The 24,717-nt window shown below is 41.6% G+C and carries 23 protein-coding genes and 1 pseudogene; 10 read left to right on the forward strand and 14 right to left on the reverse strand.

Going from position 1 to position 24,717, the window contains the following annotated elements; translation table 11 throughout:
- The first annotated feature begins 35 nt into the window (after positions 1–35).
- The gene (locus HWQ40_RS07560) at positions 36–1,622 is read left to right on the forward strand and encodes a glucose-6-phosphate isomerase (protein WP_292776170.1); all 1,587 of its coding nucleotides are present in this window, start codon (positions 36–38) and stop codon (positions 1,620–1,622) included.
- Between the two features lie 203 nt (positions 1,623–1,825).
- Here HWQ40_RS07560 and HWQ40_RS07565 read toward each other — a convergent pair whose 3' ends face one another.
- Positions 1,826–2,485 (reverse strand): Nif11-like leader peptide family natural product precursor, encoded by a 660-nt coding sequence (locus HWQ40_RS07565; protein WP_292776172.1) that lies wholly within the window; start codon positions 2,483–2,485, stop codon positions 1,826–1,828.
- 477 nt (positions 2,486–2,962) lie between these two features.
- Here HWQ40_RS07565 and HWQ40_RS07570 point away from each other — a divergent pair, with 477 nt between their 5' ends.
- Entirely contained in the window at positions 2,963–3,280 is a 318-nt protein-coding gene (locus HWQ40_RS07570) for a hypothetical protein (RefSeq protein WP_292776175.1), read from the forward strand.
- Positions 3,277–3,639, forward strand: coding sequence for an aspartyl protease (locus tag HWQ40_RS07575; protein WP_292776178.1), 363 nt, complete (start codon positions 3,277–3,279; stop codon positions 3,637–3,639). Before HWQ40_RS07570 ends, HWQ40_RS07575 begins: the two co-directional genes overlap by 4 nt.
- Positions 3,640–3,773: 134 nt before the next feature.
- Here HWQ40_RS07575 and HWQ40_RS07580 read toward each other — a convergent pair whose 3' ends face one another.
- From HWQ40_RS07580 to HWQ40_RS07590, 3 genes are read right to left on the reverse strand one after another with little or no spacing between them, the layout of a single operon-like run.
- Positions 3,774–5,243, reverse strand: a complete 1,470-nt coding sequence (locus HWQ40_RS07580) for a DUF1802 family protein (RefSeq protein ID WP_292776180.1) — start codon at positions 5,241–5,243, stop codon at positions 3,774–3,776.
- 5 nt (positions 5,244–5,248) lie between these two features.
- The gene (locus HWQ40_RS07585) at positions 5,249–7,237 is read right to left on the reverse strand and encodes a P-loop NTPase fold protein (RefSeq protein WP_292776182.1); all 1,989 of its coding nucleotides are present in this window, start codon (positions 7,235–7,237) and stop codon (positions 5,249–5,251) included.
- A gap of 45 nt (positions 7,238–7,282) precedes the next feature.
- A complete protein-coding gene (locus tag HWQ40_RS07590) occupies positions 7,283–7,933 on the reverse strand; it encodes a hypothetical protein (protein WP_292776183.1) in 651 nt (216 codons plus the stop codon).
- A gap of 338 nt (positions 7,934–8,271) precedes the next feature.
- Between HWQ40_RS07590 and HWQ40_RS07595 the strand changes: the two genes are divergently transcribed.
- Together HWQ40_RS07595 and HWQ40_RS07600 are read left to right on the forward strand one after the other, a co-directional pair.
- Positions 8,272–8,760 carry a hypothetical protein gene (locus HWQ40_RS07595; protein ID WP_292776186.1) on the forward strand — a complete coding sequence of 163 codons (489 nt, stop codon included), beginning with the start codon at positions 8,272–8,274 and terminating at the stop codon, positions 8,758–8,760.
- Between the two features lie 95 nt (positions 8,761–8,855).
- On the forward strand, positions 8,856–9,188 hold the full coding sequence (locus tag HWQ40_RS07600; protein ID WP_292776188.1) for a translation initiation factor: 333 nt from the start codon (positions 8,856–8,858) through the stop codon (positions 9,186–9,188).
- A gap of 466 nt (positions 9,189–9,654) precedes the next feature.
- Here HWQ40_RS07600 and HWQ40_RS07605 read toward each other — a convergent pair whose 3' ends face one another.
- From HWQ40_RS07605 to HWQ40_RS07620, 4 genes are all read right to left on the reverse strand, one after another.
- Positions 9,655–9,870 (reverse strand): NAD(P)H-quinone oxidoreductase subunit O, encoded by a 216-nt coding sequence (locus HWQ40_RS07605; protein ID WP_292776191.1) that lies wholly within the window; start codon positions 9,868–9,870, stop codon positions 9,655–9,657.
- Between the two features lie 86 nt (positions 9,871–9,956).
- Positions 9,957–10,829 carry a DNA-formamidopyrimidine glycosylase gene (locus HWQ40_RS07610; protein ID WP_292776193.1) on the reverse strand — a complete coding sequence of 291 codons (873 nt, stop codon included), beginning with the start codon at positions 10,827–10,829 and terminating at the stop codon, positions 9,957–9,959.
- 252 nt (positions 10,830–11,081) lie between these two features.
- Positions 11,082–11,297, reverse strand: coding sequence for a photosystem I reaction center subunit IV (locus tag HWQ40_RS07615; RefSeq protein ID WP_094349537.1), 216 nt, complete (start codon positions 11,295–11,297; stop codon positions 11,082–11,084).
- A 318-nt stretch (positions 11,298–11,615) separates the two neighbouring features.
- On the reverse strand, positions 11,616–12,200 hold the full coding sequence (locus HWQ40_RS07620; RefSeq protein ID WP_292776195.1) for a PAP/fibrillin family protein: 585 nt from the start codon (positions 12,198–12,200) through the stop codon (positions 11,616–11,618).
- Between the two features lie 244 nt (positions 12,201–12,444).
- On the opposite strand from HWQ40_RS07620, the gene HWQ40_RS07625 reads away from it, so the two are divergent.
- Both HWQ40_RS07625 and mraY read left to right on the forward strand, forming a co-directional pair.
- On the forward strand, positions 12,445–12,693 hold the full coding sequence (locus tag HWQ40_RS07625; protein ID WP_292776197.1) for a DUF3134 domain-containing protein: 249 nt from the start codon (positions 12,445–12,447) through the stop codon (positions 12,691–12,693).
- A gap of 79 nt (positions 12,694–12,772) precedes the next feature.
- Positions 12,773–13,876, forward strand: a complete 1,104-nt coding sequence (mraY, locus tag HWQ40_RS07630) for a phospho-N-acetylmuramoyl-pentapeptide-transferase (protein WP_292776200.1) — start codon at positions 12,773–12,775, stop codon at positions 13,874–13,876.
- A gap of 176 nt (positions 13,877–14,052) precedes the next feature.
- Here mraY and HWQ40_RS07635 read toward each other — a convergent pair whose 3' ends face one another.
- The 6 genes and pseudogenes from HWQ40_RS07635 to HWQ40_RS07660 all read right to left on the reverse strand — a co-directional run bounded on the left by HWQ40_RS07635 (position 14,053) and on the right by HWQ40_RS07660 (position 19,597).
- A complete protein-coding gene (locus HWQ40_RS07635; protein ID WP_292776202.1) occupies positions 14,053–15,597 on the reverse strand; it encodes a diguanylate cyclase in 1,545 nt (514 codons plus the stop codon).
- A 618-nt stretch (positions 15,598–16,215) separates the two neighbouring features.
- Positions 16,216–16,443, reverse strand: a pseudogene (locus tag HWQ40_RS07640) (RNA-dependent DNA polymerase); the annotation flags it as partial.
- 247 nt (positions 16,444–16,690) lie between these two features.
- Positions 16,691–17,203 (reverse strand): molybdenum cofactor biosynthesis protein B, encoded by a 513-nt coding sequence (locus HWQ40_RS07645; protein ID WP_292776399.1) that lies wholly within the window; start codon positions 17,201–17,203, stop codon positions 16,691–16,693.
- Positions 17,204–17,287: 84 nt separating this feature from the next.
- Complete coding sequence (gene psb28 / locus HWQ40_RS07650) at positions 17,288–17,629, reverse strand: photosystem II reaction center protein Psb28 (RefSeq protein WP_194042354.1); 342 nt, start codon at positions 17,627–17,629, stop codon at positions 17,288–17,290.
- Between the two features lie 103 nt (positions 17,630–17,732).
- Positions 17,733–18,185, reverse strand: a complete 453-nt coding sequence (dtd, locus tag HWQ40_RS07655; RefSeq protein ID WP_292776204.1) for a D-aminoacyl-tRNA deacylase — start codon at positions 18,183–18,185, stop codon at positions 17,733–17,735.
- A 308-nt stretch (positions 18,186–18,493) separates the two neighbouring features.
- The gene (locus HWQ40_RS07660) at positions 18,494–19,597 is read right to left on the reverse strand and encodes a GTP-binding protein (RefSeq protein WP_292776206.1); all 1,104 of its coding nucleotides are present in this window, start codon (positions 19,595–19,597) and stop codon (positions 18,494–18,496) included.
- 241 nt (positions 19,598–19,838) lie between these two features.
- On the opposite strand from HWQ40_RS07660, the gene cysS reads away from it, so the two are divergent.
- From cysS to HWQ40_RS07675, 3 genes are all read left to right on the forward strand, one after another.
- Entirely contained in the window at positions 19,839–21,284 is a 1,446-nt protein-coding gene (gene cysS / locus HWQ40_RS07665) for a cysteine--tRNA ligase (RefSeq protein ID WP_292776208.1), read from the forward strand.
- An 81-nt stretch (positions 21,285–21,365) separates the two neighbouring features.
- Positions 21,366–22,805 carry a TldD/PmbA family protein gene (locus HWQ40_RS07670; RefSeq protein WP_292776210.1) on the forward strand — a complete coding sequence of 480 codons (1,440 nt, stop codon included), beginning with the start codon at positions 21,366–21,368 and terminating at the stop codon, positions 22,803–22,805.
- 459 nt (positions 22,806–23,264) lie between these two features.
- Entirely contained in the window at positions 23,265–24,611 is a 1,347-nt protein-coding gene (locus HWQ40_RS07675) for a TldD/PmbA family protein (RefSeq protein WP_292776212.1), read from the forward strand.
- The last annotated feature ends 106 nt before the right edge of the window (positions 24,612–24,717 follow it).

A 24,717-nucleotide genomic window follows, 5' to 3' on the forward strand; every position in this document is an offset into this window, starting at 1 on the left:
GGTTTTTGAAATAACACTTTATTTGAGATTTCCCTATGGATGCTAGGGCACTTTGGCAACGATACCAAAACTGGTTATATTTCCACGAGGGATTGGGACTGTACTTAGACGTAAGTCGGATACGGTTCGATGATCCCTTCGTGGATTCGTTGCGGCCGAAGTTTGACAAGGCGTTTGCGGATATGGCTCAACTAGAGAAGGGTGCGATCGCAAATCCTGACGAGAACCGCATGGTTGGACACTACTGGCTGCGAAATCCTGATTTAGCGCCAGCTCCAGAACTTACACAAGAAATAGTCCAAACCCTAGAACAAATCGAAGCTTTTGCAGAAAAAGTCCAAACAGGTGCTATTCATCCTCCCAGAGCAAGCCGCTTCACGGATATTATCTCCATTGGAATTGGTGGTTCCGCTCTCGGCCCCCAATTCGTCGCTGAAGCCCTCGCTCCTGATTTCCCGCCCCTGAAAATTCACTTTATCGATAATAACGATCCCACAGGTATTGATCGCGTTATCAATCATCTCCGAAATAGCCTTGCCAGCACTTTGGTATTGGTGATCTCCAAATCAGGGGGAACACCGGAACCCCGCAACGGCATGATTGAAGTTAAAAAAGCTTACGCCGGACACAATTTGGAATTTGCTCAATATGCGGTAGCAATTACCAGCGTTGATAGCAACCTCGATAAACTAGCCAAAGATGAAGGTTGGCTGGCCAGATTTCCGATGTATGACTGGGTAGGAGGACGCACCTCAGAAATGTCTGCTGTGGGGCTAGTACCAGCGGCATTACAGGGCATTGATGTTCGCGCTATACTAGATGGTGCAAAAGAAATGGATGACGCTACCCGCGTCCCAGATGTGAAAAATAACCCAGCAGCCTTGCTTGCTTTGTCTTGGTACTTTGCAGGCAATGGAAAAGGCGAAAAAGATATGGTTGTCCTACCTTACAAGGACAGCTTATTTTTATTCAGTCGCTATTTGCAACAGCTGGTGATGGAATCCTTGGGTAAGGAAAAAGACTTAGAAGGCAACGTTGTCCATCAAGGCATCGCCGTTTATGGCAACAAAGGCTCAACAGATCAACACGCTTACGTCCAGCAGTTACGCGAGGGTGTAGCGAATTTCTTTGCTACCTTCATCGAAGTATTGGAAGATCGTCAAGGCCCATCCACTGAAATAGATCCAGGAGTTACATCAGGCGATTATCTTTCCGGTTTTCTCCAAGGAACCCGACAAGCGCTTTATGAAAATCACCGCGATTCGATTACAGTCACGATTCCCCAAGTTAATCCCCGAACTGTAGGGGCATTAATTGCTTTGTATGAACGTGCTGTTGGTTTATATGCTAGTTTGGTCAACGTCAACGCCTACCATCAACCAGGAGTAGAAGCTGGCAAAAAAGCTGCCGCCTCGATTCTTGATTTACAAACACGAGTGGTAGCAGTCCTACAAAAAGAAAAAACTCCCCTTTCTCTTGACGAACTCGCCGAGAAGGCAGGCGCATCAGACCAAGTTGAGGCAATTTACAAGATTTTGCGTCACATCTATGCCAATCAGCGGGGTGTAGTTTTACAAGGTGATCTTCAGAAACCCGGTAGTTTGACCGTTTCTGCTAGCTGATAGCTCTAGTCTAAATCTCACATTTTGTCCAGAATTGTTGTCTCAACAACAATTTTTTATTGTGAAGCATCCTAAATAGAAGATATATCTTCTGTCTAGGATGCTTCACTGTATAATTCGTAATTCGTAATTAAGTTTCATAACTCAATACCGTTTGGTTAAGTATTGCTTTCTTCTCTTCCTTTGCCTAATTACGAATTATTTTAATTATGAATTGCCATAAGGCGTTGATTAAAATAACTCTTGGGTAAGAAACAGCGATCGGGTAAAAAAGGATTGTTGAGATTTTGACACAAGAAAGTGCTGGGTTTATCCCGATGACAAAATGGTGGCACAATTCCCCAGTGTTCTGCTAGCCAAATCCAGTATCCTGTTTCAATTCTGCCGTAGCTTGATACCGTGAGAATCTCTCCAACGCTGTTGTTAATAGATACTAAATTTGATGATGATTTGATGTCAATTAATAGCCAAGCTAACTCATCTACAGAAAAGTAATAGCCATTTTCGGCAGCGATGTCTATGAACTGCTGTGGATCTTTAGCTATTAGTAATTCTTCCTTGAGAGATGGCGTTTTTTGTGCAATATCAAAAAGATCCCAAATCTGTCTTCTCGTAACTAGAAACCAGGCAAGTTCTTCTGCTGTCAAGTTGTAACCATTTTCTCTTGCTAACTTGAGAAACGGCTCAAGGCTATCGGTTTCTGCTAGTTGACTTTTCAACTGGAAAGTTTGCTCTACTAGTGACAAGAAATCAATAATCTTTTGCCATGTAACTTTGTCAAAGTTTTTGTTAACTTTTATTTTTTGTTTCCAATAGATGTATTTATCTTCTTTAAGAAAGAAATTCCAAATTTGATAATACATGGGTCATCTTGCCTAAGTTTTAAACTTGGTAGAGGTTTGTGATTAATGAACACCAGTGTAGTAAGTATAATGTGTTTCTTCGACAGTACTAAACCCTTATATCATGTAAATGAAGTTACATAGTGGCTAAGTATGAATTTTTTGTAAAGTTTGTAACTATAAATAGCATTTACTGAGGAAAAGATGAAAGATTGCGATGCCTTGGGGTGGGCTGCAACTAAGATTTTTATTGCTTCTCATAAAATAAAATTAAGTCAATAGATAGTATTAATTATTCATGAAGTAATTAATTGTAAAGCAATCTGTACTTTAGTTATTTTGAAACGAACTACAGAGGCGCAGAGAACGCAGATGTAAAAAAAAGATATATTATACTATCTTTAGTTCATAGGTAAATAGCAGAGGAAGTAAAAGCGATCGCCTTTATCTTTCTGTAAAATAAAGTTAAGACAGCATTAACAAATAGGGTTAATTATTATGACTGAATCAACTGCAAAACAACCTGCACGTCGAGGTAGAATCTTTCCAGAACGCACTTTACCACCAGAAGAGCTTGCTAGACGCAAAGCTGAAGATGAGGTATTCTATCATCGCTGTCGGGAAATTTTTGACCGTGTACGTCCCGATTTTATTCAGGAACACTATGGTTGGTATATTGCTGTGGAGCCAAATAGTGGAGATTATTTGATTGATGTGGATAAAATGCAAGCTCATAAAAAAGCCCTACAAAAGTACCCAAATAGTAGACATTGTATATTCTGTCTAAATGAAACGGGAACAACTGGCACAATATGATTCAGGGTAACTTTGGAGATAATGGACAACTATTTTTTGAAATTGATTTGATTACATCTGATGGATTAGATTTGCCTGTAGATGCCATGCTGGATACTGGTTTTACAGACTTTCTGGCTATTAACAAACAAGATTTAGAGTGTCTTAATTGGGCTTATATCGGTGAAGAATCTCTACGAACTGCTAAGGGAAAATCAAGATTTGATATTTATTTAGGCAAGGTGATATTAAACGAACAAGAGTATGAAATTAATGTTTATGTGGGCAATGAAATTACGGAAGTATTATTAGGTTCGGAATGGCTAAAAATTCTGCCGTTGGTAGCAAATTATCAGGTTGGTATATTAACTTTGGGATAAATGCGATGTCTACGGCTGCCTACGCCTACGCACTTCAGTTATTTTGAAACGAACCGCAAAGTACGCATAGACACGAAGTGGCTTCCCGAAGGGTAGAGCGCGAAGGTAAGAAAAGAGATGTATTTTGCTATATTTTAGTTAAGAAGTAAATTGCGGAGAAAGTAAAAGCGATCGCTATTCCAATCACTACCTTTAATTCGCCCTAAATAGCCTGTTAAGGGTGAGGAAAGTTCTATCAGTAAATCGTGAACTATTTCATCATTTAGTCGGGGGTTATGAGTAGCATTGTAATGAACACGAATTTCTGTAACTGTAAAACTCGGATGTGTAGCTTTTGAAGTTTCGTTATCTTGTTCAGAGAGTTCTTTAACTGCCATAATAATCTGCGATCGCAACTTAATGTCTCTCTCAGCTTTATCAATATATTCATTAATTCTATAGTCAATTTGCCCAGGTTCTAGATATTGCCGTAATTCGATTAAATTAATAGCACCTGGATATTTGGCTTTGAATTCAACTAACTTTTGTAAAGTCATAGCATTAATAATACTTACTTTCCATTTGTGCGCAGCTTTTAGTATATCTGTAGATGGATTACCTGGGCCAATTACTAATTTTGCTGAATCAAGAAATGGATCAGCACCTAAATGCATTCCGCCTAGCTTAATTAATTCCTCAACTGTACCGCTAGGAATAAGCCTACCCGCTTTACACTCGCAAACAATAGGGTAAGGTTTTGAACAAAATAAATCTAAGCCTCCAGCGCCACCTTTGTAAGCATTTTCAACCTTGAATCCTAAAAACTCCAGACTTTGACGTGCGATGTTTTCAAAATCTGTACCAGCTTGGTAGTTGCTTTTTTTCTCCTCTAGCTCGATGCTGCGATCGCCCAGTTTTGCAATATCATTTATCCAAGCTAAATTTGGATCGGGTTGCGTAATTAGCTTGTCACTACTCCAACCTAAGAATACTTTGATATCGTCGTCTAATTGTTTAGCTGCTGGTTGGCTAATGGTTAGGGATGCGATCGCACTCTGCAATTCTTCTAATTCAGGATGTAGCGGGGGTTCTAGCTTTTCTAATTGGCTTTTGCGTTGGGCGAAGGTGCGATCGTTTAATACAGGTTTGGCTTCAGAAACGATCAGCGAAGAGTTTAAAGGGCGAAACTCAGGATTTGGGGATTTCAAAAAAATCTCAAGCGATTGAGGCAGTAGATAAACACGTAGGTAAGCCAGAAAAAGATGAGGTCTTTTCCCAAGAGTTAGCTGTAATGCTTCTTTTGTCCAGACTGTTAATTGTGACAAACTATCCAAAGATTCAGGAGGGTGCAAAATGCACCCTTCACACCTAGCCCAAGCTTTAACCACAACCTTTTCACAACCTTGTTGGGCTAAAACTGTTTGAGCAATTGACAAAAAACTTGGGCGATAGTACTGCTCATAGGATTGTAAGTTAATTGATATATCGGTTGGATAAAGGGCAAACTGCCGCCCCGAATTAATAAATTTTCGAGGCATTGTGGCAATCATTCGCCCTTGTATTAACGCTTCAATCTCAGAAGCTGGTAAACATAAGGCTGTGTCAAGGACAACTGATTCGCTCATGTTTATTAATTTAACAACTCACTCAGATCCTCTGAGTCGTCTGTATTCTCTATAATGGATGGGTTAAGGAAGTCGTTTAATAATTCTTCTCCCTCAATAGTTTCGTCATCGATATGACCAGAAGGATCGCTTAAAATTTCTAAAAGTAAAGGATTTTTACGAGTAAACATCCGGCAAAATTCCATAACTTGTTCTTCGGTTAGCTGATAGCTTTCACGTTTCTGATAAACAGCATCAAAGTAAATTAGCTCTCGGATTTCCTCAGCTTTTAGATCCACGTGTTCTCCACCAAGTTCTTCTACAAGTTTTTTGAGATAACTATAAGAATCCCAATTTTTGTGAATCTTATTTGCTTTAGAGCGAACTAAACAACCTCGCGTTATATCGAATGTTTGATATTCAATTAAACGCCACATTCCTGCTCCAACTGCTCTTCCATGTAAGTATTGGAGAACAGCAACACCGATTTTGAAACCTTTGTTTTTTTCTTTGCCAATTATTTTAAAGTTTATCCAATCCTGATTTTTTGACTTTGGCTCAACATCAGTAATATCTTCGATTGTTAATTCCTCTAGCTTTTCACCTGTAGAAGTTTCACATTCTAATGTTTGACCTTTCAAACTCTGAAAGCCAAAACGTAAAGCATCGATAATTAAAGAGTTATTTTTTTCATCTAAATAATCTCCATTATCTACCTTGCTTTCTCTTTCTAAAGCCAAGTAAAATCTTTGCAATGGGTCTTGTGGTAATATTTCTTCCTCAACCTTAAAATTTTCAGCACACCATTTCAACGCTTCCCTTACAGTTAGTCCGTTCTTTCCATATTTTCTTAGTTCACTTTCTTCAAATGGATAAAGTGGATGATGAGGTTTTAAGTGTTTTATTTCATAAAACTCTTTTAACCAAAGTGTGACTAAATCAACCATAGAATCGCTACCAAGAGTTTTTAAATCTATTGGTTTTCGTTGCGTATATTTTGAAACTCGATCGGGTGTACCACCAGGCATCAGATCCACCTTATTTGTCCACGTATCAGGCAACATAACTGTGAGAATAACAAGACCTCTACCAAGTACAGATGGTTCGAGAGTATCATGTAGACGCTTCACTAAATCAGCAATTACCTGTGGAGTTGTTAAGCCATCATCACTGCAATTGTTTTCTACATCTATTTCATCAAAACAGATGACGACTGGGTTATAGTAATTCACCAAATTCAGGATTTGCTGAATATTTTTGAGGGCTTCAGATTCCCTGTCTTGACTAGCTTTACTAGGATTGGGTAATCCTAATTCCTTAGCATTAGAGGTTGCTAATTCATCACCAGATAACCATTTAATTGCAAAAGATGCTTGAGTTTCTGAAAGTGTCCACAAAATAGCCCTGACAATATAGGGATCTGCATTTGGTTTTGTTTTGAGAACTTCTTTGGTCAGCCTATCCATCAAATTTTTGTTTCTAGCTGACCAGCTTAAAGATACTTTATCAAATCTTTCAACTAGTACCTGGGGAAAAAGGCTTGGAAAATTAGAATCGATAGCTTTAAAGCCTTCATTTGCCATCGCCGCTGCCACTTCCTGCCATTGCATTACGCCTTGACTACCAGTATTACTGAGACTATCTGCCAAAGTTTGTTGGAACTGGTATTTAACTAGGTTTAAATCTGTATAGTTGTTAACACCTGCATAAATGAACAGAGCAGTTCCATTGGTTTTCAGTCTATGGCGAATGCGACTAAGGATGTGAGTTTTACCCACACCCTGTTGAGCTGTTATGGCAATTGATGTCACTTTCTCTTGAGTCGATTGGCTAGTACGTACCAGATCAATTGCCTGAAAAACTGCATTAGAAGCGTGAGCATTTAAAGTTGGTACATCGGGGAATCCCTTCCCCCATACATCTTGTTCTTTGACTATGCCAGCGTTGATAAATGGATTATGACTTCTGATCGCAGCGTTAAGGGCTTCTGTTGGAGAGACGGCTGAACTGTCCATAGTAATTTTGTCTGAGTAAAAAGCGACATAAGGATTCGGAGAAATTTAGGAATTTAAAAGCTTGGTGTAGTAACGCAACCCACCACCAGGAATTGTTATTGAATCATCACGCTTGTCTGGCGTGATATCTCGCATTTCTCCTGCCATGAGCTGCAAAACATCTTTTTCTTGCATTTCCAGCAACCACTCACTGAACTCTGTACGACTCACCCGATCGCCAATTCCTCTTCTAATGCGATAAATTGGCACTAGATTATTAAAGTTGTACTCATAGTTCAACTTGTCGTAGACTTCCAACGCCACAGATTTAAACTCGTCGTAAGATGCGATCGCACCTTTAACCCCATTAACTGGTACATCTGCACCAGTCACTGCAACATCTATCTGACTAATCCACTTCACCAACGCATTCGCCGCCCAAGTACCGACAATCGTCCCTTCAAACTTAAAATCGCCACTTCTCAAACCCTCACCCAATACCTCTAAACCCTTGCCAGATGTCAGAGAATATCCCTTTTTGGAAATTGCGATCGCACCCTGCTTCTGTAATTCCTCGAATATGCCCTGATAATCTGCCACCTTCTGGCTTTTAGATACAATTCGCTTAGTGAGTTGACCCTTCTTAACTTCTTGCTGCATTCCTCCCAAATCCCATAAAGCCAAAAGAAGACGAGTGCTAGTATTTTTTGATGTCATATTAAGTGTACTTTTTGACAAAAAGCATCATAGTAACTGTATCTTTCTAAATTATTTATGCAGAAAAAATAACCGAGAAATTGCTGAAAATTTCGGCGTTTCAGCTAAATAGACTCATCAAAAATCAACAATATATTTCCTTGGGATGAATGCAGTTTCTCTCAAAGGCGGGATGGAACGCTTGAGAAAATCGACGATCATGACAGAGAAACGCTGTAGCTGTGCAGTTGTAAATTGAGTGGTATGTGTTTTTTCAATTCCCAGCGAAATAACAGGAATTCCAACTTTGTTTTTGCAACAGCAAGGCTTTTAGCAAATACAGGTGAGAACGAAATCCAATGAATACAATATATAAAGAACGTAAAATAGTTTCGCGTCTATTTGCAGTGCTGCTTTCGGCATTGCTAATGGTGCCCTTGCTGAGTAGCTGCGGAGGCGGTTCCCAAAAAGCTAATGTGCCACCACCAGTGGATGATACCGTTAGTAGAACAGTGAGCGATCGCACAAACCAAACCGAAGTTAAGAAAGGATTGGGTACGGGGCAAAAAGTGGCACTTTTGGCGGGAGCTGCGGCACTTTACTACATGTACAACCAACATAAGAATGCTCCACAAGAAGGAGCGCAAGGTAAATACTATCTTTCCAAGAACGGGCGTGTATATTACCGTGATGCTGAACATCGCGCTCACTGGGTAACGCCACCAGCAGAAGGAATTAGAGTACCAGAATCTGAAGCACAAAAGTATCGGGAATTCCAAGGCTATAACCGGAATGCCACAGGTCGCGATCTCACTGGTATAACTTCATCCGCAGCTCCGGCACTCTAGATCAGCGAAGCGTGTGTAAATAAGAAAGCGGGTTTCCCGGAGGATAACGCCGATCGCGCACGTCGGAAACACGAACTTAAATCAGGAGACAGATTATGGTAGATGAATTTTTCCGAAAGGCGAAGGAGTTGCTTTTGGGGTCAAACAGGGATCAAGCCGATCAAGATGCCGAATTCCGCGATCGCAATGTACGTCCAGCCAGCGAAGATCCCTACGGTGATCCCGCAGATCCGGCATCTTACGGCGATGTTCGCCCAGCTAGTGAAGACCCCTACGGCGACCCCGCAGATATCGCGTCTTACGGCAATGTTCGCCCAGCTAGCGAAGACCCTTACGGCGACCCCGCAGACACAGGGGAGTTTGGTGATGTCCGCCCAGCCAGCGAAGATCCCTACGGCGACCCCGCAGATCAGGATTCCCGCCGTTAACGCAAAACCAATCTGGTGATATTGGTTTTCATAGTGTGATGAATTTTGGAATAACAAATAAGCAGTGGGATTTGAACCTACTGCTTTTTATTTTGGCTGCTATTTATACGGATTACGAATTATTTTGTTGCCCAAAATTTCCTGCGGTTGCTGAATATTTTGATGCACAGATCGAGCCGAAGTTAAACTAAGATGCGATTTTTCTAAGCAAGAATTCAGGAGGCAGGATAGCGCAGCGTTAGCGAGTCCGCGAGCGTCGGCAGGAGGTTTTATTAAGCAGGAGATTCAGACCCTTGCATATAAGCAGCCCCAAATTTTTTTGTTTTGTGGGGGTGTTAAACCCAAGACCCATCGGCCGCAGGAAACAGAACGGAGCCAGGAGCCACCCTTTGCCTTCGGGGCAGTTTTCCTCCTGCCTCCTGCCTCCTTGATAAATTCTGACTTTTGACTTCTGAATTCTTTTTACTTATTTAAACTCTTCGAGTTGATCCACACGTAACCAAATATTAGGTGTTGGCACTTTCCCAAACTTAATCAGGGCGTAATCACCTTTGATATCGACAATTTCGCCTTTGGTTTCAAACAAATAAGAAGGAAAGCGAGGATCACTGGCTTTAGCCTCCAGACTGTTTTCTAGTTTCTCGCGCACAGCGCGAACCATATCTCCTTTTTTGACTGCCATGAGTTCCTCTCTCAAATTTGTAACGTCTTTCACCTGCATTTTAAAAGAGTTCCGAGTTAGAACTCCTAACTTTTGTAAAGACGCAATTAATCGCGTCTCCTGACTCCCCGTAACGTTTGACACTCGGAGCAAAAATGACTAGATCGCCCAGCTAACCTGATCCGTTGAATTGATGTACCACAAACTCGACAGGGTTCTCCAGCGCGGTTATAAACCCAGGCTACACCACCATAGTTGCCGTTAGTACCTTTAACGCTTAAGAAATTACTAAATGTCGTACCACCAGCCTCAATGCTGGTTTCTAACACTTGAATGATGGCTGTTCGCAAACGTTCAATTTGCTTTAGCTGCAAATCTATACACAAGGTTTCAGGTAAAATGCCACTCTTAAACAATGCTTCATCAGCATAGATGTTACCTAATCCCGCCACCACCGATTGATCTAGTAGCGCAGTTTTAATCGGACGGCGGCGGTTTTGGAGTTTGCTTGCTAGATATTCAACATTAAATTCTGGTGAAAATGGATCTGCTGCCAGTTTTGCCAAACCAGTCATAATACTTTCTACAGCAACACCAGGCGGAACCCACCATATTTTACCGAAGGTTCGCTGGTCAACAAAACGCAATTCCTGCTGATCCCCAAAGAATAATCTAACTCGCGTGTGCTTATGTAATGGTTCATCTCGATGCAGCCATAGGAGTTGACCGGTCATTCGCAGATGAACTCCTAGCCAACTGTTTGATGGAGGGGAAGATGAGGAGAGTTCAGCGAGGAGATATTTACCGCGACGATGCCAAGTAGCGATCGCATTTTTTTCAATTCCATCAACAAACTCACCAACAGAAAACGGGTAGGCGATGGTGCGATCGAGCAACACATCTCCACCCGTGATTTCTTGGTTGAGGGTCAATTGATTTAGACCCCTTCGGACTGTTTCAACTTCAGGCAGTTCAGGCATTCAAGCTGAGTTAAGCAAGCAATTGTGATTTATTTGAGGGATCGAGGAAGAAGAGATGGGGTAGTAACTTACATAGCCCTATATGGCTCGTATTACTACCCAAAAGAAACCGTAAATACCCGCAGGGCGGCTCTCGTAGATTAGGGTAGGCTAGGACAAAGAATGAATAAACTGAAATTTTCAGACTTCATACTTCAGACTTTAAAACTACCCTTCATCATCGCATCAAACAACCCCCTTGTAGCTTTGCTGCTATTTTTTCGGTGCTTTAGCCTTTGGTGCTTCAACCTCGACTAATTCATCCTGGGCAAAGTTGTTGGTATTGATACCAGAGTAATTGACCTTTTCAAAGCGGACAATTACAGGGTATTTGATGCCACTTTGGTCGATGGAAGCTACAGTTCCTAGATCCTGAAACCAGTAGGATTCAGGGCGGAGAATACGTACTTTAGAACCACGTTGAACCATGATTATTTTCCCTTTTAGTTATCAATCGCCAATCTAGAGGGCTAATTGATTTCACTCTACAACCTCACGGTCGCAGCAAGAGTCTTTGTTAAGTTATTTGTCTGAATTGGGCATTGGGCATTGGGCATTGAAAAGAGGCAGAGAGGCAGGAGGCAGAAGGCAGAAGGCAGAAGTTCTTGAATTTTGAATTTTGAATTGATTTCTCCCTCATCTTTCCACTCCCTTAACACATCCCAAATTTAAAACTGTATTAGACCCTACTTGACAAGGCACACGTTATAGCGTACCTTCGTTCGCAAACAGTTATTTTGTAGAAGCTTATGTTTTAGTTAAGACAAACACACTTCCCTCATTACCTCTGCCGATCCGCAGGTCGTTATCTATATAAGTGATATCTAACCAGCCTTGCTGTTTGTCACTATTTATGGCAACATCAATTCCGGGAAATTTTCTACCTGCTTCAATTTGTTGGATAAAAGTTACCGGAGAATTGTATTCTATTAAACGTTGTAAGCCGATAATAGAACGTTCAAATTTCACTTGGACACGCCGACCGGAAACTGGCTCAAATTTAGCAGCAATGCTGACTAATCCTTCTAAATAAGGTAAGCCATAAATCTCAGCTATGTTGTAAACACTGGTAGTCTCTACCCGGATACACTGATAGATTTGACCCAGTTTGCATAAAGGTAGACGATCTAAATTTAAAAGAGCCTTGCTAGTGGTGTATAGTAATCGCCAATTGCCATCTAGCAAATTACTAGCTTCCACCGGACGGGGTGTAGGATTAAAGTCTTCTAAATTGGCGATCGCTGCTAAGATAGCCTGTTTCTGTTCTTCAGTCGCCAATAGACCGCGATTAGTAAGTGTGATCGCATCCATAAGAGCCGCTTTTGCCATCATCGCCTGTCACCTCAAAAATCACTCACTTTCCATCAGCATAAACAAGATATTCATGACATATATGTAGAGCCATAAAAATTACTAAGAATCGCTTGACTTAAGCCTTATGCTTATTAAATAAAAAAATTTCTATCTGAATGCGGATTTATCAACTAAAGGGTTGAAAAGATAACTAAATTAATCCGTGTCAAGTGATAGACTCTAAATGTCAACTTACGTAAACCTTTTCTTGTCCTGACTCGATATGTTGAACTCTCCATTACGTGAAGCAGCTCGTAACCAACGAGCCGATGTCATCCCCCTAAAGCCAGAGTCCTCTTTGTTGGACTGGTTACAAAACAACGGTCGCATCATCGCGCGTGACGTTCACGAACCGGATTTTCAAGCTGACGAAGAAGGAATAGACTCCCTAATGGGTGTAGACGATGGAATTGGCTACGACCTCGATGATGATGATGATGATGATGATGATATAGGAATCGCTGAGAATTAGCCTTTTCAGGCTAGGGACTTGGTAGTATCCCTAGTTACTGGTATTCAATTTTATAAGTGTGGAGTGAAGGGAAACTTCTGTGGACGCTAAATTATCTCCTGAGCAAGGATTAAACATTTCTGGAATCGCTCTAGCCTCTTTATTAGCCGTAGGGCTAGGTACAACAGCATTTTTCTTGGATTCGATGGCCAATCGGCTACCTTGGCAAAGTATGTCGTTAACCCTGCCACTGCTGTTGTGTGCGTTTGGTTCAGGTGTAGTGGGCTATTGGGTAATACCTCTACTTCAAGCACTAAAAACTGGACAAATAATTCGCGAAGATGGGCCCCAAGCTCATCTAAAAAAGGCAGGCACTCCCACAATGGGCGGTATATTTTTTATACCTGTATCTGTGCTACTTGCCTGTATATTGTCTAACTTTTCTAAAGAGGTGCTTGCAGTTTCGGCTTTGACACTCAGCTATGGATTGATTGGCTGGCTCGACGATTGGCAAATTCTGCGTCGGAAATCAAATAAAGGTATATCTCCACAAACAAAACTGGCTTTGCAGGTAAGTTTTGCGGCAATGTTTTGTCTATGGCTGATGTTTAATCAACCTTCTAATATTACAAATATTGCTTTGCCTTGGGTGAGCTTCACACTACCATTAGGATTCCTATTTTGGCCAATAGCCGGTTTTGTACTAGTTGCAGAAAGCAATGCGACTAATTTAACAGATGGTATTGATGGCTTGGCAGCAGGAACAGTAGCGCTCGCACTTTTGGCATTAGGTGCTTTAGTCGCACCAACAGCACCAGGATTGATGGTTTTCTGTGCTGCTTTAAGTGGTGGGTGTTTAGGTTTCTTAGCCCATAATCGCAACCCAGCCCGCGTTTTCATGGGAGATACTGGTTCCCTTGCACTGGGAGGAGCTTTAGCTGCTGTAGCACTATTAACAAACACCTTAGTAGGTCTGTTTATTCTCAGTGGTATCTTCTTTGTAGAAACCCTTTCGGTAATGGCACAGGTAAGTTATTACAAAGCCACGAAAGGCCCCGATGGCAAAGGCAAACGTCTCTTTAAAATGGCACCCTTACACCATCATTTGGAACTTACTGGCTGGTCAGAATTGCAAGTGGTTGGAGTGTTTTATATAATCGCTGCTATTTTGGCTACTATTTGTTTAGCGATCGCTCCATTCTGAATGTTTTAAAAACTGCTTGAATATAAAAAAACAACTCCCACATCTTCAGGGAGTTGTTTTTTTATACGGTAAATTTTATAAGATTCTGATTTCTATTTTGGAAAGTCTGACACTTGAAGCAGACTGAAAATTAGCTTATTTCAAGGCTTGCGGTGTTCTGAATTCAGAATTCTTCTTCAATTATAGGTATTTACATATTCCCTAACGCGATTCTTCCCTGTTCGCTTTGCCTCAAGCATGGCTTGATTTGCCTGATTCAGCAAATCCTTAACCGTAATTCCTGGTTCTGATACAGCTATTCCAAAAGAAGCAGTGATGGTTTCAAGGATCTGATCGCCGTCTTTCAATTGCATTTGTTCAATATCTAGCCTTAATTGTTCTACTCGCTTCCTGAGCGTTTCCATTGTCATATTAGGCATCACAATCACAAATTCTTCACCACCCCATCTACAAGCAATGTCAAAGGAGCGAATAGATTTTAACAGCAGTTTTGCTAATCCCTGGAGAACAATGTTGGCAGTCACGTGCCCATAGCGCGAGTTGTAAGATTTGAAGTTATCGATATCAAGGAAAATAATACTAAGAGGTTGTCCCGATCGTTCAGCTTCTGCTAGCCTTTGTTCCGTTATGCTTTGCATATAGCTTTGATTGAATAGTTGGGTCATCCCATCCCGCAAGTTCTCATGGATTAGACGCTGTTTTATCGATAAATTATTCAGTGCAAAGCCTAATGTTCTAGCAATAATCTCAGTAATTTGTTGAGCTTCTGGACTGATTTCTTCAAGTGCATTGATGTGTAAGATCCCAATTACTTCACCTTGTGCGAAAAATGGAACACACAAATGTGTGCCGCTAACAGGCTGTATTAAGTGACTGCACATTAGTCCTGAATTACAAGGCGATAAAAGGTTTAATTTTCCTCTCCGCAATGCCCAACAATCAGATAGTGAAAATATTTCTTTACTGCTTCTTTTACTTCCCCAAAAACTATTCATCTGAACATAATTCTTGGAATTAGCAATTATATCGATACAACCACTCATATTAGGAAATAGCTGGGAAAAAGTTAAAGCAACTATTTGATATACCTCATCTTTAGACTCACAGGAATAAAGCATATCCGTCATATCTGAGAGATATATAAGTTCTCGTTTTTTTGCCTCTAATTCCAGTGTTTTTTCTTCTAGCTGCTGATTTAGCTCAGTGAGCGATCGCTGTGCTTCTATGGATTCTGTAATATCGATACTGATCCCACCAATGCGGTAAGCGCCCGTTGCGTAATCGCTAAACGGAAACTTAAACGATAGCCAGTAACAAGGCTGATCGTTACCAGGTATCTTTACCTCTTCAATCAGCTTTAAGGGGCGTAGAGTTTTCAAAACGACTTGCTCGTTTTCCATTACCCGCCGCCCCTCTTCTGGATCTGGCAAGAATTCACTAGTCGTTTTCCCCAACCATTCTTGTGGATCTACCGAAAATCTAGATTGTATCTCCTGGTTGTAGTAGAGCATTCTAGATTGCTCATCTTTGATATAGGCTGCAAACGGGCCCTGATCTAGGAATAGCTGTTGTATCTGCTGGCTGTGTTGAAGTTCACGGGTATCTTCTTGAGATTTGGTGATCGCCCCTATAATTTGATAACCGGTTGGCATCAGGTAGATTAAAGCAGCCAAGGAAATAAACGCTATTAAGTCGAGTACAGCTAAGTGCAGCAGGGACACTGGCACATGTGGCTCAAAAATCGCCAAAAGATGATGAAATCCGCGAAATAGTACAAATCCACTTAATAAGAAAAAAGCTAGCTTATACTTAGAAGGGATCGTTGCCTTAGTTTTCGCAAAGAAAATCCCTATTACTATAGAGATGCCAAAGTAGGAAAATGCAGTGATGCAGTGAGCAATGATGCAATTCCAGTAAATAGGCTCCATTGATAACCTGATATTAACATTTCATCTGCTTCACTATAATTCTGGGTAGTCTCAAGATGTAACTATAGAAAGGATGAGTTGCAATTCCTCAAGCTTTAGTTTTATCTTAGTCAATGCTGAGTGCTGAGTGAGAAAATAGTATTCAGTACTGATCTACTTGGTAATAAGCTAATAATCATTCAAATTGCATCGCTACGTCTTTTGCAATCTTTCTAAAGCTAAGGATTATGCAACTTAAAGGCGGATTAGTTTAACAACTCCCTTTGTGGGCGGTCTTTTAACTCAGCATTCTTGATAAAAGTTCTTATGGTAACTTTCGGAACGGCTGGTAGAGTCGATGGCAGGTATTATCCCGCGCACCTCTCTGTTAAATCTGGGCGTGCGACTTTCATCGCACCCAGCTTCCGATTCCTTGACCGTAGCACCATAATTCGAGTTGTTGACGATGCTTTTTACTTTCTGACGGAAAGCTTTGAAGTTGTCCACGGAAGGAACACTTCTGAATTTCCCTTTGGTTTGCACTTTAAAGCGCCATCCAAGAAAGTCAAAACCATCTGTCGTGCGTGTTAGCTTGGTTTTCTTTTCACTTACTTTCAATCCTCGCTCTGCTAAAAAGTGATTGATCAGGGCAAGTATTTCATCTTAGGAACTCCCTGTTAGCACCAGTGTCAACCCGTAATGGTTGTCTGATTGCACCCTGTTCCAGGCTTCAGTCTACAAGAATCGAGCTTGTTCGCTGCTGGCAGATAAGGAGTCACGTCAGAGTTTAACGGGTAGGACTTACACCTACATCAATCGGGAAGTTCAATCTGGACTTGGGAGTCTTGGATTGGAGTAATTATGTACGGTCTTTTAACCGTGATTTAGCACTCAACGAATCGCACGCTCATTTCGCCCCCTTACAAACCTGACTTACCAAGTGAGTGAGTTCGGGTAAGATCAATTTTTCCATCGCCAGTCGCACAGCATTACTGGAACCAGGAAGCGAGAAAATTAATTTATGTTGATAAACACCAGCAACAGCACGAGAAGCGATCGCCCGCGAACCAATTTCTTGATAACTTAAAAAACGAAATAACTCACCAAATCCCGGTAAGGTTTTCTCCAGTAACTTTTCAATGGCATCGTAGGTGGTATCTCTTGGTGCAATACCTGTACCACCATTGAAAATTACAGCATCCAAATTTGAGCTTTTACCCAGATTTTCTATCTGCCCTTGAATTTGTGTTGGTTCATCTTTGATAATCGTGTAGGCTCCTACAGCATGGTTAGCATCAAGGAGTAACTGCTGAATTAGCTGGCCACTTTTGTCTATTTCAAAAGTGCGTGTATCGCTGATAGTAACCACAGCACAAGTTACTAAAACTCCAGGGGAGTCTGGATGGGATTGTGGCATTATATGTCACTCATGTACTATTAATAATTGATAATTGGGCATGGGGCATGGGGCATTGGTAATTGTCAATGCCCCATGCCCCATGCTCTATGCCTCATTTTTGCTCAGTCCCAGATCGTTTTCTTCAGCATACCGCTCCATGAAGCGCATAAAGCGCTCCCATTCTTGGGCAGATTTCATGACGTAAAGTGCTTCTAATTCTTCCGGTTTCCCATTAATAAATTTAGCTTTAACTTCACGGGTAATTATCTCGCCTTCTTCGTCAATCAAGTACATCCCGGTAATATCTTCGGTAGTACCTTGATCTAAAATTTTCGGATTCGTAAAAATAAACGTCGCTGTACCACTGTCCCCAGTGCGCGATCGCGTCAAGCGCACATCTGGAGTTACCTCTTCGTCAAGACCTCTAGAAAACTGGATTTTCGCCATGATGAATGAATTTAAGCTTTGGTGATGGTTAATTTAATATTCTCTCATCAATTAGAACACCACGGTCTAGAGACTACTGTTATTCAATTTTTAGTGTATATACTTAAATTGCTTCTTTTTCAAGTAACAAAGTTACGGGGCCATCGTTTTCAATTGTAACTTGCATCATTGCACCAAATTTACCTGTTTCCACCTGCAAACCGCTAGCTCTTAATTTGGTAACAAAACGATTATACAAATCTTCTGCCGATTGGGGAGCGGCTGAACGGTCAAAAGAAGGACGACGACCTTTGCGACAGTCACCATAAAGTGTAAATTGACTGACTACCAATAACTGACCGCCAATTTCTTGTACAGATTTTTGCCAACGGTCGTCTCCTTCCGCATCAGGAAACAGCCGTAATTCCAAGGACTTACGCACCATCCAGTCGATTTCAGCATCAGTATCGGTATTAGCAATACCCACGAGCAAATTTAGCCCCCGGCCAACTTTACCGACAATTTCACCGTTAACTGTAACTTGAGATGATTTAACTCGCTGGATAACAACGCGCATTTTAACTAATTCGTAATGACGCTCTCTACGAGACGCTAAAAGCGAACGAAATACTCGCTCTAAGCGTTGGCGCAGCCTCTCGTAGAGAAGCCATGCCGTTGGCGTTCGCGTAGCGTCTCTGAAAGAGAAGAGAAGGCTTTACGCTAACGTAATTCGTAATTATTGGCGAAACACTCGCTATTATCTCATTTTCATTGATCAAAATCGATGGCGGAGCCATTAGGAATGTATTCCCAGGTGGAACCTGGGAACGAGTATTAAACTCTTAACTCTTGTACAGACACGATTAATCGCGTCTCTCCTAACTGTTATTTGCCAAAACCTTTACCGCGAGAGGTTGAAGGTAGAGAAATGCAGTTTTCGAGTTGACTAATTAAAGCCTCACGATCCAAATTTTGACCAATCAGCACTAGTTGGTTTTTTAATTGACCTTTCCATTCATCATCATCCAAGGTGAAGCGTTTACCGCAAAGGTGGAAAATATGACGTTTCGGACTTTCATCAAACCACATAATCCCCTTCGCTCGGAAGATATTTGAGGGTAGCTGGTTATCTAAGAAATACTGAAACTTCCTAATAGAAAAAGGCTTGTCACTTTGGAAAGAGATGGAAGTAAAACCATCATTTTCTAAATGGTCAGAATGATGGTGATGATCGTGATGGTCATGGTCATGGTCGTGATGATCGTGACCGCATGTTGAGTGGTCATGCTCGTCATGATGATCGTGATGGTCGTGTTCATCCACCACTGTGTCAAAATATTTATCAGACTCAAACAGACCAACACTCAGAATTAAAGGAAGTGGCACTTGCGATCGCGTAGCGCGGATAATTCTTGCTCCTTCCTTGACTTCGTTAATTTTTCTTTCTAACTCGTTCAAAGTGGCTTCATCAACCAAATCTGCCTTGTTCAGTACAATTACATCGCCATAAGCAATTTGGCTGTATGCTGCCTCAGAGTTAAATAAATCTAGGCTGTAATTAGCCGCGTCTACCACGGTAATAATCGAATCCAAGCGGGTTAAATCCCGTAATTCTGTGCCCAGAAATGTTAAAGCAACTGGTAGCGGATCTGCCAATCCAGTTGTTTCCACTACTAGATAATCTAGATTTTCTTGGCGTTCTAGAACTTTGTAAACTGCATCTACTAAATCATTATTAATAGTGCAGCAGATACAACCATTATTTAGCTCCACCATGTTCTCACCAGTGGAAACAATTAGCTCGTTGTCGATGCCAATTTCGCCAAATTCATTTACGAGAACAGCGGTTTTTAAACCCTGTTGGTTGTTGAGGATATGATTGAGTAAAGTCGTCTTGCCACTGCCGAGGAAACCCGTAATAATTGTTACTGGCATTCCTTGTTTGGGCGTATCCATTGCCGAAGATTCGGGTGTAACTGCTGATTGCATAGCGCTGTTATCAAATAGTCAAAAAATAGTAATGTAGCGCAGATAAGTCCAGAAAACACTAGCGCCGCTACGCGGAATTCAAAATTCAAAATTCAAAAACCCTTGATTTATGAGCTTTCGAGATTTTGTCCAAATAGTATGTTGATTTCCGCCGTGACGTACTAGCATAGGGATGCTGGACTGTCATCCCAGCTGCTTTACCCTATTATTACGTATCTTCTTATTTCAGCATTACTCTGTTATGACCCTAACTCTTTACAATACCCTCACCCGTCGTCAAGAACCGTTTGAAACAGTCGAAGCAGGCAAGGTTAAGATGTATTACTGCGGCGTGACGGTATACGACTACTGCCATTTGGGTCATGCTAGAGCTTGCATCGTTTGGGACGTAGTGCGCCGATACCTCCAGTTTATCGGCTATGAAGTGCGATATATCCAAAATTTTACCGATATTGATGACAAGATTCTCAATCGCGCCTGTGTTGAACATTCATCAATGGAAGCTGTAGCCGATCGCTTTATCAAAGCATATTTTGAGGATATGGCGCGATTGGGAATCAAAGAAGCTGATGAATATCCCCGCGCTACCCATACGATGAATGGCATTCAACGGTTAATTCATGAGTTGGAAAATAAGGGTTTTGCTTACCCTGCTGACGGCGATGTGTATTATGCAGTGCGGCAGTTTGCTGAGTATGGCAAGCTTTCGGGACGCAGGTTAGAAGATATGCAAGCCGGAAAAAGCGATCGCGTCAATGTAGAAGATCCAGAGTACCAGAAAAAGAAAGACCCCTTCGATTTTGCTTTGTGGAAAGCAGCCAGACCAGGAGAACCCTTTTGGGAATCACCTTGGGGCGCAGGTCGTCCGGGGTGGCATATAGAATGCTCGGCAATGGTGCGCGATCGCTTGGGTGATACCATAGATATTCATGCTGGTGGTGCTGACTTAATTTTTCCTCATCACGAAAACGAAATTGCCCAATCAGAGGCTGTTACAGGAAAACCCCTGGCGCGTTACTGGTTGCATAACGGCATGGTGAAGGTAGATGGTGAAAAAATGTCCAAATCCTTGGGCAACTTTATCACTATTAGAGAATTGCTGGATCGAGGAGTTGACCCGATGGCAGTGCGGTTGTTTGTACTGACCGCTCAATATCGTACACCGATAGATTTTACCGACGAAGCGATCGCCGCAGCAACTAACGGTTGGCACACCATTAAAGAAGGTTTACTCTTCGGCTACCAGTACGGCAAAAAACTAGGATGGGCAGTGGGGAATGCTTCACTACTTCCTGAAACTGTTGAACGCTTTCAAGAAACTGTAAATAACGACTTTAATTTTCCTGGTGGGTTAACAGTGCTGTTTGAATTAGCTAAAGAACTGCGCCGTGAGGGAAATATTCTTGTGCATGAAGGGAAAACCGAAACATCAGCACAGGAGTTACAACTTCAATGGCAAACTCTCGTTACATTAGCTGGAGTTTTAGGTTTAGAAGCCGAGATAGAAGCCGAAACTCAAACAAGTAATGGTTTAAGCGATGCGGAAATTGAGGTGAAAATTCAGCAAAGGCAAGAAGCACGTAAAGGCAAGAATTTTGCCGAAAGCGATCGCATCCGTGACGAACTCCAGGCACAAAGTATTACGCTAATTGATAGCCGTGATGGCACGCGCTGGCACCGAAATTAGAGGGGACTGAGAACTAGAAATTGAATTCTTCCCAATGCCCAATGCCCAATGCCCAATGCCCAATTCCCAATTCCTTAAATTATGTGGTCTGAACTTAAAAAAGCGATCGCTAGTTTCGATATACCCGCTGATTGGATTGGTATTAGAGCCGTAAAGGAGACTTCTACTACCCGTTCAGTCCGTGACGGCTTACCCCAGCTAAATGGCAAATCCTTCACTGTCGGAGCCATGCTGGAAGTTTTGGTCAATGGTTGTCTGGGTTATGCAGCTACTAACTCTCTACAACTGTCTTCCCTGCAAACCGCCGCTCAAACAGCCTATAAACAGGCACTAGCAGCCAGTGAATGGTGGATACATCCCTTCCGTGAAAGTGAGCGTCCTAAAGTCGTTGGTGAATATAAATCTCCATTTCTTGAGCCATTGGATGCTCTGAGTCCAGGAGAAATCAACGATTTACTGGTTCGTATTTGCCAAACACTCAAAGTTGACGACAAAATTGTGCAAACCATAGCCAGTGCCAGCACCACTGAGAGAGAATCTTGGTTTGTCAGCAGCAATGGCTCAGAAGTCTATCAAAAAATACTATCTATAGGCACCAATTACGGAGCCACTGCCCAAGATGGAGCAATTGTACAGCAACGCAGCAACAACGGCTCGCAAGCAAACTGTTACCAAGGTGGACTCGAATTATTAAAACAAGAAAACTTATGGCATCGGGTGCGGCAAATAGGCGAACAAGCAATAGAACTCTTGACAGCAGAAGAATGCCCAACCACCCGTACCAATTTAGTTTTAGCCCCAGATCAAATGATGCTGCAAATCCATGAAAGTGTCGGGCATCCTCTAGAAATTGACCGAATTTTGGGAGATGAGCGTAACTATGCTGGGGGCAGCTTTGTTAATAAAAGTGATTTTGGCAACCTAGTATATGGTTCGGCGTTGATGAATATTACCTTTGATCCCACAGTGCCTGGTGAATTTGCTAGCTATGGCTTTGATGATACGGGTGCTGTAGCAACAAAGGAATATTTGGTTAAAGAAGGTGTACTGCAACGGGGTTTAGGCAGTCTAGAGAGTCAAGCCAGAGCAGATGTACCAGGAGTTGCCTGTGCCCGTGCTTCCTCATGGAATCGACCAGCGATCGATCGCATGGGTAACTTGAATTTAGAGCCTTTAAACGGCACTTTTGAAGACATTATTGGCGGGATAAAACACGGCGTTTACATGGAATCTAACCGTTCCTGGTCAATTGACGATCGCCGCTACAAATTCCAATTTGGTTGTGAGTACGCTAAATTAATTGAAAACGGTAAACTTACCAAAACCCTCCGTAATCCCAACTACCGCGCCACAACACCAGAGTTTTGGCATAGTTTAATTAAAGTCGGAGATGCCACAAACTGGCAAATGTATGGTACTCCTTATTGTGGTAAAGGAGAACCAAATCAGGCCATTTGGGTAGGACACGGTTCACCTGTCTGTGTATTTGCTAATGTCGAAGTTTTTGGTGGAGGAACTTGAAAAATACAATAGTTAGGAGTTGGTAGTTAGGAGTTTTGAATTAAGTAGGTAGGTATAATTAAACATCAAATAAAATCTTAGCTTGTAGTGAGCGATTCATCGCTCAAAAAAAGGATTATCAGGACTAAAGCTCCTTACCCTTCTCCTAACGGAGACGCTGCGCGAACGGGTGACGCTCGATGACTCGCTAACGCTGCGCTATCGTTAGTCGCTCATGGGGGAAACCCCCTTCTCTACGAGACGCTCCGCGTTCGCGTAGCGTTCCGAAGGAAAGGCGCTAGCCTCTCCCTTTGGGAGAAGACCGCGCTAACTCACTACAAACTTTAATTTATTTACGCCAGCTACTTACAAAAATTCTTTTAACTCCTAACTCCTAACTCCTAACTCCTAACTCCTAACTCCTAACTCCTAACTCCTAACTTTCTCCTTCTCACTATTCCCTATTAATATTTAATATCTATGAAAATTGAGGAATTATCTGCGTTAGAAGTCAGCTTTAATCGACTGATTGAAAGTCTGCTGATCAAAAAAGCAGAAGATGAACAATTCACTGTGAGACTTAGCAGTGAAATAAGTCAATTTACTCGTTTTAATCATGCGAAAGTGCGACAAACTGGTTGTGTTGCTGATGGTTGGATAGAACTGACTTTGATGAAAGAGCAGCGCAACAGTGTTCGGCAGTTTCCCTTTACTGGAAATTGGGAGGTAGACTGGCAGTTAGCATATACTGCTTTGCAAGAACTACGTGACGAACTTATTCTACTACCCATCGATCCATATCTAGTTTTGCCATCAGGAAATAATATCAGTAGAGAAATACATTCTGGAAATTTATTGGCGGCTGAGGTAGTAGTCCCAACTGTGCTAGAACTAGTTGCTGAATTGGATTTTACAGGGATATACGCCGGGGGAGTGGTAATTAAAGCTTATGGTGATTCTAGCGGTCAAAAACACTGGTTTGCTACTGATTCTTTTACCTTAGATTATTCTCTATTTTCCCTATCTGGACAAGCAGTTAAAGGTACATTTGCTGGGAGTGATTGGAATGAATCGAAATATATAGCCAAAATTAACGAAGCTAAAAAACAACTAGAATTGCTTGCTCACCCAACTAAAGAACTGCCACGTGGACAGTACAAAACTTATTTTGCACCTGCTGCTGTTGCAGATTTATTAGTAATGCTTTCTTGGGGAGCGGTAAGCGAAGCTGATATCCAACAAGGAAATAGTGCTTTAGCTGCTTTATCGCGTCAAGAAAAACAACTTTCTCCAAGATTTAGTTTAAAAGAAAATTTTCAGCGGGGATTAGTGCCGCGATTTAATGAATTGGGAGAAATGGCAGCACCGGAGTTAGCTGTAATAGAAAAGGGATATTTGGTAAATACTCTGGTGAATTCTCGCACTGCTAAGGAATATCAAAAAATTGCCAACGGCGCTAATGGTTCAGAGACTTTACGAGCGCCAGAAGTCAGTCCGGGAAATTTAGTATTTGAGCAGATTCTTCCGAGTTTAGATACAGGATTATATGTATCTAATTTGCATTACTTGAATTGGAGCGATCGCCACACTGGTAGAATCACAGGTATGACCCGTTATGCTTGTTTTTGGGTAGAAAATGGAGAAATTATTGCCCCTATTGAAAACCTACGTTTTGATGAAAGTCTCTATCGTTTCTGGGGAGAAAATCTAATAGATTTGACTACTTTTCAAGAATTCATTCCCGAAGTAGGTACTTATGAAAGTCGCCAACTTGGAGGTAGTTTAGTTCCCGGTATGTTGGTGGAAGATTTTACTTATACTTTGTAAGTACATCGTGCAAAGATGCAGATAAATTATTAGCTTATTTGCCTCTTGGCATGAGATTAACTTAATAATTTTGATTTGATGATTTTAATTTTACTATTCTTGAATA

It is taken from the genome of Nostoc sp. NMS9 (assembly GCF_017114995.1).
Taxonomy (GTDB): Bacteria; Cyanobacteriota; Cyanobacteriia; order Cyanobacteriales; family Nostocaceae; genus Nostoc.

What these genes read in the sequence shown, in the direction of transcription:
- HWQ40_RS07560 (WP_292776170.1), top strand. Translation starts at nt 36, where the DNA reads ATGGATGCTAGGGCACTTTGGCAACGATACCAAAACTGGTTATATTTC.
- HWQ40_RS07565 (WP_292776172.1), bottom strand. Translation starts at nt 2,485, where the DNA reads ATGTATTATCAAATTTGGAATTTCTTTCTTAAAGAAGATAAATACATC.
- HWQ40_RS07570 (WP_292776175.1), top strand. Translation starts at nt 2,963, where the DNA reads ATGACTGAATCAACTGCAAAACAACCTGCACGTCGAGGTAGAATCTTT.
- HWQ40_RS07575 (WP_292776178.1), top strand. Translation starts at nt 3,277, where the DNA reads ATGATTCAGGGTAACTTTGGAGATAATGGACAACTATTTTTTGAAATT.
- HWQ40_RS07580 (WP_292776180.1), bottom strand. Translation starts at nt 5,243, where the DNA reads ATGAGCGAATCAGTTGTCCTTGACACAGCCTTATGTTTACCAGCTTCT.
- HWQ40_RS07585 (WP_292776182.1), bottom strand. Translation starts at nt 7,237, where the DNA reads ATGGACAGTTCAGCCGTCTCTCCAACAGAAGCCCTTAACGCTGCGATC.
- HWQ40_RS07590 (WP_292776183.1), bottom strand. Translation starts at nt 7,933, where the DNA reads ATGACATCAAAAAATACTAGCACTCGTCTTCTTTTGGCTTTATGGGAT.
- HWQ40_RS07595 (WP_292776186.1), top strand. Translation starts at nt 8,272, where the DNA reads ATGAATACAATATATAAAGAACGTAAAATAGTTTCGCGTCTATTTGCA.
- HWQ40_RS07600 (WP_292776188.1), top strand. Translation starts at nt 8,856, where the DNA reads ATGGTAGATGAATTTTTCCGAAAGGCGAAGGAGTTGCTTTTGGGGTCA.
- HWQ40_RS07605 (WP_292776191.1), bottom strand. Translation starts at nt 9,870, where the DNA reads ATGGCAGTCAAAAAAGGAGATATGGTTCGCGCTGTGCGCGAGAAACTA.
- HWQ40_RS07610 (WP_292776193.1), bottom strand. Translation starts at nt 10,829, where the DNA reads ATGCCTGAACTGCCTGAAGTTGAAACAGTCCGAAGGGGTCTAAATCAA.
- HWQ40_RS07615 (WP_094349537.1), bottom strand. Translation starts at nt 11,297, where the DNA reads ATGGTTCAACGTGGTTCTAAAGTACGTATTCTCCGCCCTGAATCCTAC.
- HWQ40_RS07620 (WP_292776195.1), bottom strand. Translation starts at nt 12,200, where the DNA reads ATGATGGCAAAAGCGGCTCTTATGGATGCGATCACACTTACTAATCGC.
- HWQ40_RS07625 (WP_292776197.1), top strand. Translation starts at nt 12,445, where the DNA reads ATGTTGAACTCTCCATTACGTGAAGCAGCTCGTAACCAACGAGCCGAT.
- psb28 (WP_194042354.1), bottom strand. Translation starts at nt 17,629, where the DNA reads ATGGCGAAAATCCAGTTTTCTAGAGGTCTTGACGAAGAGGTAACTCCA.
- dtd (WP_292776204.1), bottom strand. Translation starts at nt 18,185, where the DNA reads ATGCGCGTTGTTATCCAGCGAGTTAAATCATCTCAAGTTACAGTTAAC.
- HWQ40_RS07660 (WP_292776206.1), bottom strand. Translation starts at nt 19,597, where the DNA reads ATGCAATCAGCAGTTACACCCGAATCTTCGGCAATGGATACGCCCAAA.
- cysS (WP_292776208.1), top strand. Translation starts at nt 19,839, where the DNA reads ATGACCCTAACTCTTTACAATACCCTCACCCGTCGTCAAGAACCGTTT.
- HWQ40_RS07670 (WP_292776210.1), top strand. Translation starts at nt 21,366, where the DNA reads ATGTGGTCTGAACTTAAAAAAGCGATCGCTAGTTTCGATATACCCGCT.
- HWQ40_RS07675 (WP_292776212.1), top strand. Translation starts at nt 23,265, where the DNA reads ATGAAAATTGAGGAATTATCTGCGTTAGAAGTCAGCTTTAATCGACTG.